Below are 14135 nucleotides of genomic sequence, written 5' to 3' on the forward strand. Positions count from 1 at the left end.
CAGAAGTCTATTAGGACTGCTCCTAATTTCTTACGAAGGTCGCCCGCGCGCCTCTCGGCTCGCAAACTCCCCCCAACAACCCCTGAGTTTTAAAGAGATAGAGCTTCAGCCACTGCCCCGATGGCAGCCAGCGTTGAACTACAATAAATCCTACTACTCAAATCTTAGAAAATCCCTTCCACTTGATTTTCCCTAATTTCAACTCCGAATCTGCAATTTGCGAATTCAGGTTAGAAGGGGAATTCTAATCTTAAAGATAATCTTGTCAACATTATTTTTATCGAAAGCCCCGGCCCTCATCACCTCACCAGCACTCGTGCAATTCGGCGCTTGCCGACTTGGTAAACGTGGCAGCTTCCAGCCATGAGTTCGATGTCTCGACTGCCGACGCGCTCGCCATCAATGCGCACCGCACCTTGCTGGATCAGGCGCACCGCCTCGGACGTACTATCTGCCAGGCCCGCCTCCTTGAGCAGATTGGCGATGGGCAAACGGCCATCACGAGATTGCACCTGCATCTCCAGCAAATTTTCCGGCAGCGCCCCCTTTTGGAAGCGTTCGATAAACGCCGCCAATGCCTTGCGACCAGCATCAACCCCATGAAACCGTGCTACCAACTCCTCAGCCAGCTTAAATTTGATATCCCGCGGATTCAAACCCTCATCGGCCACCTGTCGCTGCCATCCAGCAATCTCACCAGCCGACCGAAAACTTAACAGGTCGAAGTAACGCCACATCAACTCATCGGAAATCGACATTAATTTGCCGAACATTTCATTCGGTTCATCGCGGATACCGACATAGTTACCGAGCGATTTGGACATCTTTTGCACACCGTCCAGACCTTCCAAAATCGGCATGGTCAAGACGATCTGTGGTGGTTGGCCGTAATGTTTCTGCAATTCGCGGCCAACCAATAAATTGAATTTCTGATCGGTGCCGCCCAACTCGGCATCCGCCCGCATGGCAACTGAATCGTAGCCCTGAACCAGCGGATACAAAAATTCGTGGATGGCTATGGGCTGGCCACTGGCATAACGCTTACCGAAATCATCCCGCTCCAGCATTCGGGCAACTGTATGCTTTGCAGCCAGGTGGATAAAATCAGCAGGTGCCATTTGATTAAACCAACTGGAATTGAACAACACCTCGGTCTTGTCAGGATCAAGAATCTTAAAAATCTGTTCCTGATAAGTCTTGGCGTTATCCAGAATCTGGTCCCGGTTCAGCGGCAGGCGCGTGATGTTTTTTCCAGTGGGATCACCGATCATCCCGGTAAAATCACCGATCAAAAACATGACGTGATGGCCAAGCTCTTGAAATTGCCGCATCTTGTTGATCAGCACGGTGTGACCAAGGTGTAAATCGGGCGCGGTGGGATCGAAACCGGTTTTGATCCGCAACGGCCGACCCGACTTGAGACGGTCCACCAGTTCTTCTTCTAGCAGCAAATCGACCGCGCCGCGTTTGATCAGCTCAAGCGATTCTTCCAGCGAGTGCATGGTTCATCCTCAAAAATGGCGGAGATTCTACCAAACCATGCTCGACTCGCTAGGCGTCCAAACAGGTTCTCCAAAGCATACATAACCATTCGGCACAAACCCGCGCCGAGGCAAAAACAGGGCAAATCCAGGAAAGCGCAGTCTGGCCGGGCAAAATTGGGAGATGCCCGGCGCTGGCTTATCAGGCAGAAAAAGACGAGCCACAACCGCAGGTCGTGACTGCATTGGGATTGCGAATAACAAACTGGGCGCCTTCGAGACCCTCGGTATAATCGATCTCGGCACCGACTAGGTATTGAAAGCTCATCGGGTCAATCAGCAGCTTCACACCGTGGTTCTCTACCACGGTGTCGCCATCACCCAACGCTTCATCGAAAGTGAAGCCATACTGGAACCCAGAGCAGCCACCACCGGAGATGAATACCCTCAGCATGAGGTTCGGATTCTGCTCTTCTTCCAACAATCCCTTAACCTTTAAGGCAGCCGCATCGGTGAACAACAACGGGCTTTCGGCGGGTGTAAAGGTTTCTGCAATGGCACTCATAGTTCTATCCTCTTGAAAAGACCCATAGTATTGTCTAGTTCTTGACCAAAGCGGTCAAGAATAGTTTGACCGCGGTTAGGGTAAAAGCGCGATTCCTTCCAGCCCAGCGGCTTCCGGCAAACCGAACATTAAATTCATGTTCTGTATCGCCTGCCCAGCCGCGCCTTTGACCAGATTATCAATCACCGACAGCACCACCGCTGTTTTGCCATGCTGAGGCCGATGGATCGCCAGCCGACACTGATTCACTCCACGCACGCTGCGAGTCTCCGGATGTGATTTCGGTGGCAACACATCCACGAAATCTTCAGCGGCGTATCGACGCTCGAACAAAGCTTGCAAATCGGCATCAGGATCAGTCAGCGTCGCGTAAAGCGTGGCATGAATCCCGCGAATCATCGGTGTCAGGTGGGGAACGAAAATCAGCGCGACCGGCCCCCCTGCCACTGCGCTCAACCCCTGGCGAATCTCCGGCCAATGCCGATGCCCTGCCACGCCATACGCTTTGAAATTGTCACCGGCCTCAGCCAGCAAAATACCCACTTCGGCCTTGCGGCCGGCGCCGCTGACCCCGGATTTGGCATCAGCAATCAGCGATTGCGGATCGATCACCCCCGCTTCCAGCAAGGGTAGAAATCCAAGCTGCACAGCCGTCGGATAGCAGCCGGGATTAGCGACTAACCGCGCGTTTCGGATCGCTTCACGATTGATCTCGGGCAACCCGTAGACCGCTTCAGCCAGCAACTCTGGACAGCTATGCGGCATCCCATACCATTGCTCCCACTCCGCAGAGTGCCGCAGCCGAAAATCAGCGGCCAGATCGATCACTTTGACGCCAGCACTGAGCAAGGCCGGCACGCTTTTCATGGCGGTACCGTTGGGGGTTGCGAAAAACACCACATCACAGCCTTGCAAGGTAGCTTCATCCGGCTCAACGAACGCCAGATTCACCCGGCCGCGCAAATTGGGAAATAAATCACTGACCTTAAGACCTTTTTCACCACGCGAGGTAATGACCGTCAATTCAACGCCAGAATGGCCGGCCAACAATCGCAATAATTCAACCCCGGTATAACCTGTTCCGCCGACGATACCCGCTTTAATCATCATCTGCTCCACGCGCCTGCTCGTTGCCAAACCAGCATAATACGGCCTTCAGCGGCCCGCGCAAATCGGATCGCCTCTGGCATAATGGTATCGGTCACAGCGACTTTCATTGCCTACTGCGGTCTATCTGACAGGCCGGCTAGCTATCCGCACCGCGCTTGTTGATCTTCAGGAGACCCATTTTGTGAAATTGCATAAAGAAACTATGATTGCCGGCATCGTCCTCGTGGTTGCGCTGGTTGCGACCGCCGCTTGGTTTATGCCGATGGGCTTACGCGCGGCACCATCCTTGGTCGGCCAGACCTTGGCCGGGCAAACATTGACCTTGGAGCAGTATCGCGGCAAACCGGTATTGGTGACCTTCTGGGCGACCACCTGTCCGTCTTGTATCGAGGAAATGCCCCATCTGATTGATCTGTATCGGGAACTGAACCCCAAAGGGCTAGAGATCATCGGCGTCGCCATGGCTTACGACCCGCCGGAACAGGTCCGAGCCATGGTCAAACAGCGTCAAATCCCCTATCCCATCGTTTTAGACACGCAAGAGCGCATTGCGCGCGAGTTTGACAACGTGCGTTTGACCCCAACCACAGTGCTCATCACCCCGGAAGGCCGCATCGCGCATTATCGGCTGGGCTTGTTGGACATGCCTAAACTGAAGGATACGATTGAGAAAATGCTTTGATGCAGTGAATCGCGGCCACTCTCCGCAATTCACCGATCAATGGATCGCTCAGACGTAGCGCGGATCAGCGCGATTCAGATACTCACACGCCTGGTCAAGATCAGCATGACAGCGCATCACCCAGGCATCCCCCCAAAAGAAGTTGCAGCTCGTTTGCGCTCGTAAAACTCGCCAGTAGGCTTCCTCCAGCAGTTTCGACAATTCCGGGTTGCGTGAACCGAGGTGTTTGGCGTTTTGCATTGCCGCATGGACCGCTTGGCTGATTTCGTCTACCCGTGTCAATGCATCCTTCTGTGCCGGTGTGCCTGCCCATCGGACGAAATCGCCCCCCTCGTGCCAAGCGGTATTCCAAGCGCCAGGCCCAGCAACAACCTCGCCGCTGGCGCCAAAGCGATCAAGATAATCCTTGATGAAGATCGGCTGAATCGAGTCCTGATCGGCGCGGGCGCGCTCCATCAGTCCCCGGTAGAACGTATCCCAAAAATTACTGCCCGGCATCACGTTGCGGAACCAACCGGTATTTTCACCATCAGTACATGTCGTTACCAACGGTGGGAAATCGCACGCCTTGGTGCGCTCACGAATTTCCTGCTCAAACCACGCCACTTCCATCCCTGTTTTCTGGGCCTCGGATAATTCACGGTCCCGCACAATCACGATGATTTCTTCCCCGCCGAAGCGGGCAATATGCGGTCGGTAACACAATTCCGCCGCAGACATTTTGCCGACTGGACGCACATGCTCACTGTCCACCAGCACGAACCGATAACCGAGACGCCGCAAAAAGGGGATCATTTCCATGCAAAAGCCCATTTCCGGCGGCCAAAATCCTTGAAAATCGCTGTGCACAAACCAGCGCCGCCCCACCCCACGCCAACGCGCCAAATGTGACTCCCAATCGGCTGGCGGGGTCAGCGGCATAACCGGATGGTAATAGGCGGTACCGAGCATATCGATTGCCCGGTTATTTTGTAACTGCCAAAGCAGCGCCCCACAATCGACGATGCCGTAAGCCCGACTCTGAAATTCCGAGTGGGTCAACGTTTCCATCAAGGTGCCGGATACGCTGAGATGGACCCGCCCGATGTCCTGATAATCGGCTAAGGTGCGGGGAATGCGGTCCATGGCTAATAGAATTTCCCTGGCCTCTCCCTCGCGAAGGGCCAAGAGATGCTCTAAGTTGCCATGAGGCTGATGCAGGTTCAGCACCAGTGCGTGATAGCGTTTATCCGTCATGATTCAGCCTCCTTGGGAGATGGGCGGGGATCAAGCACTGTGTGCGGTCAGACCCCCTACCTTTACCCCCTTATTTTTTATCCGATGGCTCGGCCTCAGCACCAACGCGCGTCATCGCTCTCAAAAATCTGCCTCGACGATAGCGCTCACCCGCCGACAGATCTCTCGGCCATAATCAGTCCACAACCCCTGACCCCAGTATCGGTAGCAACTGGTCTGCGAGCACATGAGATGATAAAGCGCATTGCGAAACCGAGGATCACTGGGGGATACATCCGGCTTCAACACTTTCTCATAGAATTGCGAGCTGGCTTTTTCCATCGGCCCCAGCACGTTATCGTAACCACGCACCCAGGAAATATCGTTGGTCCAACTGCCACCCTCCATGTGAAACCGACCATCCTCTTTCTTCAATTCGGCGATCACGGCTTCCAACTTCTCCGGCCCACCACCCGGTTGAAAACGATCCCAAATCCGCTTCTGAAATAGCGGTTGGAGTTGCGGTAAATCGCTTTCCTGAATGCCAGAGGCGAACAGATGCTCCAAATATTCGGTCGCATTCATAAACGGCGTATCCGATCCTGACGCTTCGCGCACCGAGTCCATGAACTTGCCGGGAAATTCGTTCATCATCACGCCGCCGTTCTCACCATCGGCGATCTGGGTAACCAGCGGTGGCACCGATTTTCCGGCCAGTTCCCAGCGCGACAACCCTTTGGCTTCGTAAAAGGGTTGCATCTGGGCTACCAGCTTGGTATCGCTACCCTGGGTCTTGATGATCGCGATAATGCTGACTGATTCACCCTGAGAATTAGTGCATATCAGCCGATGGGGCAGATGCTTTTTCTCCGGCCCCCAACCGTTCTCAGGCTGTTCAACGGTATGCTCCTGCACCAACACCCACTGAAAACCACAATCGACCAGGGTTTTGATGTACTCGTAAGCGGTATCGGGGTGATTAGGCAAAGCCATTTCCGATGGGGAAAACCCACGCACACGCCCTAGCGCTTCCAAGCCGAAAATAGCAGCAAAATGATGCTGCCAAGCCTTGACGTGCAGCCGGAAATCCTGGGCTGGCGTCGAAGGTGCCACCGCATGGCCCCACGGACATCCCAACCACTCCACCGCCCGCCGGTAAGCAGGATTGCACGTTGCATTCTTGAGGGCGTCGAACACATCGTGCAACCCCATCGCCCGCAAGCCGTGGAACAAGGTGCCGGAATACTCCAACATCACCCGCGGCTCCTTGCCCTCGTGAATCAGTTGCGGGATAAATTCGCCTATCCGCTTGTAGCACCAGTGAAAAACCGGCGCATTGTGATTATCGCCAATGCCCTGGTTATCCATCATGTACTGGAGGTTGCTGATAATGGCCGCCGTGGCCAGGTCGCCGCCACCTGCGGGAATCAAGGGTTGGTGCATGTGCAAAGCGATGGCACACGCCGCGCGGATACGCCCGAAATCGATCCGACTCTCCGGCAGGAAAATCGGTTGGCTGCGGCTAGCGCGCAGGGTTTCTTCGACCAGATGTTCCGAACCGCAAACGTTCGGCAATCCATCGACATACTCCGGAAGCTGGCTCATGCGTGACGTTCTCCTGGATTGATCATTGCTCATTGGGCTAAAGAGGCGGCTTCCTGGCGGCAAGCGCTGCACCGCCCATAAAGTCCGACCCGATAAAGGTGAGCGCCTTAGCGCGCTTGTGGCGCCGAGGCGCCATCAAGAAGATAGGGGCCTGTCCGCACAACTCACTTGCAGCGGATGTGCTCGTAGATATTCATGTAATCCTGGCCGGGACGACACCATGAATAATCGTATTTCATGCCATGCACCATCAACTGGCGAAAATCGTCGGGGTAAGCGAACCACAGGTTAATGGCGCGATACATGGCGGATTCGAGACCAGCATGATCGGCGTTATAAAACACAAAGCCGTTGCGTTCTTCCCACGGCTTGCCGTCGTAATCTTTATCAAACACCGTGTCTTTCAAACCACCGATTGAGCGGACAATCGGCACCGCGCCGTACTTCAGGGCAATCATCTGGGTCAGGCCACACGGCTCGAACAAGCTGGGCATGATGATCATGTCCGCGCCTGCGTAGATTAAATGCGACAGATCCTCATCGAACGCCAATTCCAGATGACAGTCCGGATTGTCATTTAGGTGCCGTTTCAGGTTCCAGAAATGCTGGTTGGTATGCGATTCGGGACTGGAGCCGAGCAGCACGAACTGGGCGTTATTGCGTAGTGCATAGAAAATCGCATGGTGGATGAGGTGAACCCCTTTTTGACTGTCGAGCCGACCAACGTAAGCGATGATCGGCTTGAACTCCTTGCGCAATAACAGCCGGTCGCGCAACGCTTCCTTGTTGGCGTATTTTTGGTCGAGGCTATCGAGGCCATAACGGCTGGGAATGTGCGGGTCAACTTCCGGATTCCAAACATCGTAATCAATGCCGTTCAGTACACCGCCGAACTTGCCTTTATGCACATCCAAGGCATGATTCAAGCCATAGCCCTGATCGGTAAAACGCGCTTCGTCCGCATGGGTCGGCGAGACGGTGGTGGTGAAATTGGCGTAGACGATGCCACCCTTCATCAAGTTAACGGCGGTAGGGTTAAAATTGTCCCGCAGCCGATCAAAGTTGAAATAATTTCCGATATTGGTCAGGCCGACCGCCCAGAGCACATACTCGCCGGTCAAGCCCTGATGCTTGAAATTGTGGATCGTGTAGCAGACCCGCTGCCAGTGCATACCGGCCTGGGCATACTGCTCGTACAACAGAACGGGCACCAACCCGGTCTGCCAATCATGGCAATGGATGATATCCGGCCGCCGGTTATCCTTCAGCAGAAACTCTAAAGCCGCCTTGCTGAAAAAGGCAAACCGACTGACATCATCGGGAAAACCGTAGTAATGGGCACGATTGAAGAAGTTGTCCTGTGAGTGCGGCTCGATGAAAAAGCATTTACGGCCGTGTACGAAGCCGAACCAGACCGTGCAATGCACGGCCCCGTTGTACCAGGGCACCCAGAGATCGCGCATACTGACCTGCAAGCCCCAGATTTGGTCATAGCGCATACAATCGTACTTCGGCAGGATGATGTGGACTTCATTGCCACGGATCTCTAATTCCCGGCTCAAGCCAAATACGACATCACCCAACCCGCCAACTTTCGCTACCGGGGCGCATTCAGGAGCAATCTGCACGATATACATAAACGTCCATCCTTAATTTCATAATCCGGGCACGGCTTCGGCGATGCGGACAGCTCACCTTCGCGAGGCTCGCATCGCCACCAAGCCGATTTGCCTAGTGCGGCATGTGATCGCGGCTAGTGACCAGCACGAAGGCTTGGCCAGGGCGTAAATCATAAGAAAACGGCCGAGGAATATACTCCAGGGGATAGTCGGGAGACACATCAATCAGCGGGGCGCCGGCCTGAATATAGATGCCAAGATTTTCAGCATAAAAATACTGATGATTCCAGGGATCTTTGTTGAGAATAATCAAGGCTTCTTCGTGGGTTTGCGCCGAGGCTTTCCACATCACCAGAATATTCGGGTTTTGGTAGGGCAATAGGCTAGTCGGACACTCTTCCTGGAAAATCCGATATTGCCGCTTGATGGCATTGACCCGCCCGATAAATCCGCACAAGTCGATATTCGGCGATTCCCAATCGGTCGGTCGGGTATTGACGACATGGAGGCGGCGGCGGAAGCCGTACTCGAAACCGATGGGGATCATTGCTCCAGCCGAGAACAACGCCGCAAACAGATAGCGCTGTTTCATAGCCGCTTCGTTGCCGTTGACTTCCTGAAACAGGCGCTCGGTATCATGACTTTCGGGGAAGCTGATGGACGGCGCGATCTCGCGCACCAACTGGTATTGCTCCATCAACCAAGCGCCGTGGAAATCCCACCACTTGGAGCTATTGAAGACATAATCAAAACCCGCTTGCGCGGTCTGCTTGGTCTGGTCGGCAGTACAGCCGAGCGTTTCGGCGGTAAATAGAGTATCGGGGTATTTTTGCCGAACTTCCTGAATCAAACGCCGCCACAACTGCCCCGGTACTTGATAGGCGGCGTCGCAACGGAAGCCCTTAAAGCCCAGCTTCAACAGATATTCGACAATCTGATAAAAATAGCGATAAAGCCCTTCAGGATCAGAGGTGTGCTGATGATTGAAGCGTACTAAGTCGCCCCACACGACCTTTTGCCCATTTTCGATACAAAACGGATGGGCGATCTCGCCATTTTCAATGATGAACCATTCTCGGTGCTGGCGGGTTAATTCGGAGTCGAACGCACAATGATTGATCACCAAATCGACCATCACCTTGAGGCCAAGCTTGCCAGCAAGCGCCAGGGTTGCTTGAAGCTGCTCATCACCGCTTTTCTTGGAACGCTGATCAATCAGTAGGGGATTCAACTGAAAGTAATCGACGGTGGAATACAGGCTGCCTGACGCCCCCGGCTTTTGCACAGGATTGAGAAACACCCAATCGAAGCCCATATCAGCAGCTCGTTTAAGGTGCGGCTCCCAAGACCCACAGGGACCAGCCAACAAAGGAAAAAGATTATAGACGAGCATGGCAACTCCCCTGAGTCTTTAGTTATGATGTGGCCACACCGAGTTGGTGCGCCCGAAACAAACAGCGCTGGCTTCCATAGAGAAAGTACCGGTAAATCCTACCATGAAACCGCGCCAACTTGAGCCTGCCCAGCCGCTAGGCACCTCGCTAACTTGGCGAACCACGCCTTCTCTGCCGCTGGAATCCTCATAAATCGACCGCAAACCATGCGGCTCGCTCAGGCGCTGGTTTTTCGGGAGGGGCCGGTAGGGTCGCTTCGGCTGATTGTGCAGAATGCGCCGCGACAGCGGATAATGGCGGCGTTACAGCGGAGCTGGCAGGCGATACCGCGCAAGCATCAAGAAACTGGCGAATATCCTCCAGGCACTTGCCGCATTCAATGCCGACCCCGAAGCGGACGCTGAGGTCTCCGATAGTGCGCACACCTTGCTCGAATGCCTGGCGGATCTGTTGATCGGTAATCGACTTACACATGCATAGATACATGACGGCTTCCTCCCCACCCTCCAAGATGGTTTTCGGTTTGCTCACGATTTCGATTGCAGTATAGACCCTGTTGGGACATAGTTCGGCCGCGAAAGCCGCTGATCACCAAAACGGCTCCAGCAGACACCGAGCCATGAACAACGTAGCAACGCACCACATGATCCGCGACACCCGCCATAGTCTGGCGATCCACTTTAAATTCGCGCAACACCGCACCCCTCAAACCGGCCGATGCCTGCACAAGACCGTTTGATCGTTCTGATTCCCGCGTTCAACGAAGAACCTACGATTGGTGCCATTGTCAGCCACGTCAAGCGGCGCTGGCATTGCCCGGTAGCCGTGATCGATGATTGCAGTACTGACCGCACTGCCCAGGTCGCCCGTGCCGCCGGTGCCATCCTTCTACCCCTGACCCTCCAACTCGGCGCTTGGGGCGCGATGCAAACCGGTTTGCGTTATGCCCTACGGCAAGGTTATCGCACCGCTGTCACGCTGGATGCTGATGGCCAGCACGACCCGGATAGTATTGGTGAGCTTTTACAACCTCTAGCGGCCGGCCACGCCGATGTCGCCATCGGTGCCTTCCCCGAACGCGCCAGCCGTGCCCGGCGGATCGCTTGGTCGTATTTTCGCTGGCTAACCGGTCTACAACTGGAAGATATTACTTCCGGTTTTCGTGCTTACAATCACGCAGCCATCAGTGTACTCGCCGCCCCAGAAGCGAGCTTGCTCGATTATCAAGATGTCGGTGTGCTCTTAATCTTGCGCCGCCGAGGGTTACGGACCATTGAGGTGCCGGTTGCCATGCAACCACGTACGCAAGGCGCGTCGCGGGTTTTTCGCTCCTGGTGGCTGGTGGGACAATACATGTTGCAAACGAGCGTCCTGTGCCTTGCGCGTATCGGCCACGGCCATTTATCACGCTCTACCGACGATTGAGCTTTAATTCATGATCACATATCAAGTCACCTCCATGGTGATTGGGGCTTGCATCGCTGCCGTGATCCTTTGGCTAGTCCGGCGGGATCACTTGCATGGGCCTTACGCCATCTGGTGGATGGGAGCCGCCGTTACGGTAGGTGGACTGGGATTTTTCCCTCAACTCTTTGATTACTTAGCAATTTATGCGGGGATTCGATACCCCCCTATTCTGGCTATTGTGCTGGCTTTAGGGCTGTTGATTCTCAAGATCCTAACGATGGATTTGGAGCGGTCCCGACAAGAGCGCTTAATTCGGCGTTTGGCGCAACGACTGGCGATGCTGGAAGCGGGTGAGCCATTAAAGTCCACTGAAATGGCCGAGCCAAACACGGAACAGCGGTCGGAACATCCATCTGACTCTTCAGCAAGCGCTGTTCGAACCCCGTGATGCGCGTCCTGCACGTCGGTAAGTACTATCCACCATTCGCCGGTGGCATGGAACGCTTTCTGGCCGACTTGTTGCCTGCACTGCAAGCTCAGGGTATCGCCACCGCCGCGCTCGTACACGATGAACGGCGTGATCGCTGGGGACAGCGGCCAGGGCCAGTTGATGCGCCCGCTATTTACCGTGCCCCCTGTCATGGCCAACTACTCTATGCACCGCTCAGCCCGGCGTTTCCCTTCTGGCTCCAGCGCGCCATCCGCGAATTCAGGCCCGATCTGCTGCATCTACATCTCCCGAACACCTCGGCCTTCTGGGCGTTATTGATGCCTGCGGCTCGTCGTTTGCCGTGGGTGGTTCATTGGCACGCTGATGTCGTGGCCTCCATGATCGATACACGTCTAGCCACCGCGTATCGACTCTATCGACCATTCGAGCAGCGCCTATTGGCTATCAGCAAAGCCATCATCGCCACATCACCGACTTATTTGGCGGCAAGTGCTGCTTTGATGCCGTGGCGAGACCGTTGCCATATCACTCCACTTGGACTGGATGCAAACCGCATCGCTACGCCTGACCCCGCCATGCAACAACGTGCAGCAGCACTCTGGGGACAAGCGGCTTTTCGCGTCTTGGCCATCGGCCGTTTAACGTATTACAAAGGCCACGACGTCCTGATCCGGGCAGTCGCCGAACTAGCGGAGAGCCGAACGCTGATCGTTGGCACTGGCGATCAGCGCGACCGGCTGAGGGCACTAATCGACTCGCTCAGTCTCGGCAACCAGGTGCTACTGCCGGGTTTTCAAACGGAAGCAGATCTTAATGCGCTGCTGGAAAGTTGCGATGTGTTGTGCCTGCCGTCGCTGGAACGCACGGAAGCGTTCGGCCTGGTCTTATTAGAAGCAATGCGCTTTGGCAAACCAGTCATAGTCAGCGACATTGCCGGATCGGGGGTTGGATGGGTGGTGCGTGCAGCAGGCCATGGTTTGTTGGTGCCAACTAACGACCCGGTAGCCCTGGCCGTCGCACTACGCCAGATGCAGTGCGGCTCCAAGCTCCGCCAACAGCTAGGCCGTGCTGGGTCTATTGCACTGACCGAACAATTCGACATCCAGCCAGTCGCCGCCAAAGTCAGCGCCTTATACCGGCAAGTCCTCATCCATCGTTGAGTGTTCCGCTGTAGGGAACAGAGCCAGTACTCCCCTCGCCTAGGCGCGGAGGAATCCAGACAGTGAGCACCCAAAACAAAAGCGCCGGGACAACATGCATGAATACCCGATTGATGCTGGTGTATTGCGCCGCCCACTGCTGAGCATCAGTGCAAAAAAACAAGACGAACAGCATCAACCCACAAGATCCGACGAAAACAGCCATCACCCGCCGCCAACGCTCTGCCCACAACTTCGGCACCGCGATGACGAGAGAGACCAGCACCAAATACCAAAGCAAATGCCAGTTAGCTAAAACAAAAAAATTCTTCCACACCGGACCCCAAGTACCGCGATAGCCCAAGGCGAACCGCCCCAAATAGGGCACTTCAATTAAATCCGGTCGCAACGTAAAGTGACCCAGGCCAGGGATATTGAAAGCCATCCCCCCCAACCACCACCAAGCGATGGCCAAGATCATCACTACGCCGGCGAACACTCGTAATGGCCGCCCTCTCAACCAAACCACCAACAGCGCCGGTACAAACATCGCAAGCCATACTGTCCCTTCCAGTTTGATGAGAGGGCAAGCGAGTGCCAGCAGCAACGCTAAAACCCCTTGCCGGCGGTCAGCGGTACGCACCCATTGAAAGAAGGCAATAGCCGCCAAACTAAATGCCGCCGCCATCCACAGATCGGCATAACCAGCCAGGGCTATATGGGTATCCAAGATAGGCAAGGACAATAGCAACCAAGTAAATAGCAAGGCGGCCAATGGGGTGGCACCCCACAACCGTACCTGACCGTAAAAACCCAGGCCCAAAGCCAGCGCAGCCCCAAGCCATGGCAGGTTAGCTATCGTCTCCTGCCAGTTGCCAAAGGCCAGCGTCGGCCATGATGCCAATAATGAAACCGTGATCGGATAAGCCCATGCTTCGACGGTATAAACAGCGGGGGCAGGATCGGCGAGCCATTGTTGAGGAGTGACGAAGGGTGCCCATTGCCGCAGTTCAACCCAGACTTTCGACCGAACTGCCCAGTTTGTCCAGGCATCCCATGGATAGAGTGGGCGCCACCAAATCTCCAACGCCAGTCCCGTCACGCGCCAAAGCAACCAACTGAGAAGCAAGGCAAATACGATCCGCTGCCAAAGCGGTTGCTGACTCCAACGCTTACCGAAAAACGCAAAATGCCCAGCAACACCACCCCGGTACCACAGCCACCAACCCCCCGCTGCGCCCAGCACGATCAGCTCTATGAGAGGATCACTGAAATCGGGTGCAAAACCGGCCACAGCCTGCAACCGTAAAAAAAAAGTAACCGTCAGTAACCCCAAGATATAGCCATAACCCAACGCCAGCGGCCAAAGCCCAGCAGGCGGTGCATCGCGCCAAGCGCATCGAATCCACAAGGCACCAACAGCCCAAGGCAACCCCAGCGCTAAACCCACCAACCACCATCCCACTG

At 55.0% G+C, this 14135-nt stretch carries 13 protein-coding genes; 4 read left to right on the forward strand and 9 right to left on the reverse strand.

Features of this window, described 5'->3' with window-relative positions; all coding sequences use genetic code 11:
• Positions 1-299: 299 nt before the first annotated feature.
• From tyrS to argC, 3 genes are all read right to left on the reverse strand, one after another.
• Positions 300-1502, reverse strand: coding sequence for a tyrosine--tRNA ligase (gene tyrS / locus BN873_RS06630; RefSeq protein ID WP_048671994.1), 1203 nt, complete (start codon positions 1500-1502; stop codon positions 300-302).
• A 181-nt stretch (positions 1503-1683) separates the two neighbouring features.
• On the reverse strand, positions 1684-2046 hold the full coding sequence (gene erpA / locus BN873_RS06635) for an iron-sulfur cluster insertion protein ErpA (protein ID WP_048671996.1): 363 nt from the start codon (positions 2044-2046) through the stop codon (positions 1684-1686).
• A 75-nt stretch (positions 2047-2121) separates the two neighbouring features.
• The gene (argC, locus tag BN873_RS06640) at positions 2122-3153 is read right to left on the reverse strand and encodes an N-acetyl-gamma-glutamyl-phosphate reductase (RefSeq protein WP_071244043.1); all 1032 of its coding nucleotides are present in this window, start codon (positions 3151-3153) and stop codon (positions 2122-2124) included.
• Positions 3154-3337: 184 nt separating this feature from the next.
• Here argC and BN873_RS06645 point away from each other — a divergent pair, with 184 nt between their 5' ends.
• Positions 3338-3838 carry a peroxiredoxin family protein gene (locus tag BN873_RS06645; protein WP_139031656.1) on the forward strand — a complete coding sequence of 167 codons (501 nt, stop codon included), beginning with the start codon at positions 3338-3340 and terminating at the stop codon, positions 3836-3838.
• Positions 3839-3886: 48 nt separating this feature from the next.
• Here the strand turns inward: BN873_RS06645 and BN873_RS06650 are convergent, their stop codons facing one another.
• From BN873_RS06650 to BN873_RS06670, 5 genes are all read right to left on the reverse strand, one after another.
• Entirely contained in the window at positions 3887-5074 is a 1188-nt protein-coding gene (locus BN873_RS06650; protein ID WP_048672001.1) for a polysaccharide deacetylase family protein, read from the reverse strand.
• Positions 5075-5194: 120 nt separating this feature from the next.
• Positions 5195-6658 (reverse strand): glycosyl hydrolase family 57, encoded by a 1464-nt coding sequence (locus BN873_RS06655; protein ID WP_048672003.1) that lies wholly within the window; start codon positions 6656-6658, stop codon positions 5195-5197.
• 164 nt (positions 6659-6822) lie between these two features.
• On the reverse strand, positions 6823-8295 hold the full coding sequence (gene glgA / locus BN873_RS06660; RefSeq protein ID WP_048672006.1) for a glycogen synthase GlgA: 1473 nt from the start codon (positions 8293-8295) through the stop codon (positions 6823-6825).
• Positions 8296-8389: 94 nt separating this feature from the next.
• On the reverse strand, positions 8390-9670 hold the full coding sequence (locus BN873_RS06665) for an alpha-amylase family glycosyl hydrolase (RefSeq protein WP_048672008.1): 1281 nt from the start codon (positions 9668-9670) through the stop codon (positions 8390-8392).
• A 187-nt stretch (positions 9671-9857) separates the two neighbouring features.
• A complete protein-coding gene (locus BN873_RS06670; protein WP_139031657.1) occupies positions 9858-10202 on the reverse strand; it encodes a (2Fe-2S)-binding protein in 345 nt (114 codons plus the stop codon).
• 186 nt (positions 10203-10388) lie between these two features.
• Between BN873_RS06670 and BN873_RS06675 the strand changes: the two genes are divergently transcribed.
• The 3 genes from BN873_RS06675 to BN873_RS06685 are packed head-to-tail and all read left to right on the forward strand — an operon-like array spanning position 10389 to position 12689.
• Positions 10389-11096: a glycosyltransferase family 2 protein gene (locus BN873_RS06675; RefSeq protein WP_048672012.1), complete on the forward strand. Its 708-nt coding sequence runs from the start codon at positions 10389-10391 to the stop codon at positions 11094-11096.
• Positions 11097-11106: 10 nt separating this feature from the next.
• Positions 11107-11526, forward strand: coding sequence for a DUF2304 domain-containing protein (locus tag BN873_RS06680; RefSeq protein WP_071244045.1), 420 nt, complete (start codon positions 11107-11109; stop codon positions 11524-11526).
• Entirely contained in the window at positions 11526-12689 is a 1164-nt protein-coding gene (locus tag BN873_RS06685; protein WP_102047001.1) for a glycosyltransferase, read from the forward strand. Before BN873_RS06680 ends, BN873_RS06685 begins: the two co-directional genes overlap by 1 nt.
• Here the strand turns inward: BN873_RS06685 and BN873_RS06690 are convergent.
• Positions 12676-14133 carry a hypothetical protein gene (locus tag BN873_RS06690; protein ID WP_048672016.1) on the reverse strand — a complete coding sequence of 486 codons (1458 nt, stop codon included), beginning with the start codon at positions 14131-14133 and terminating at the stop codon, positions 12676-12678. The two genes, BN873_RS06685 and BN873_RS06690, sit on opposite strands and share 14 nt — an antisense overlap.
• Between the last annotated feature and the right edge of the window lie 2 nt (positions 14134-14135).

Source organism: Candidatus Competibacter denitrificans Run_A_D11, from assembly GCF_001051235.1.
Lineage (GTDB): Bacteria > Pseudomonadota > Gammaproteobacteria > Competibacterales > Competibacteraceae > Competibacter_A > Competibacter_A denitrificans.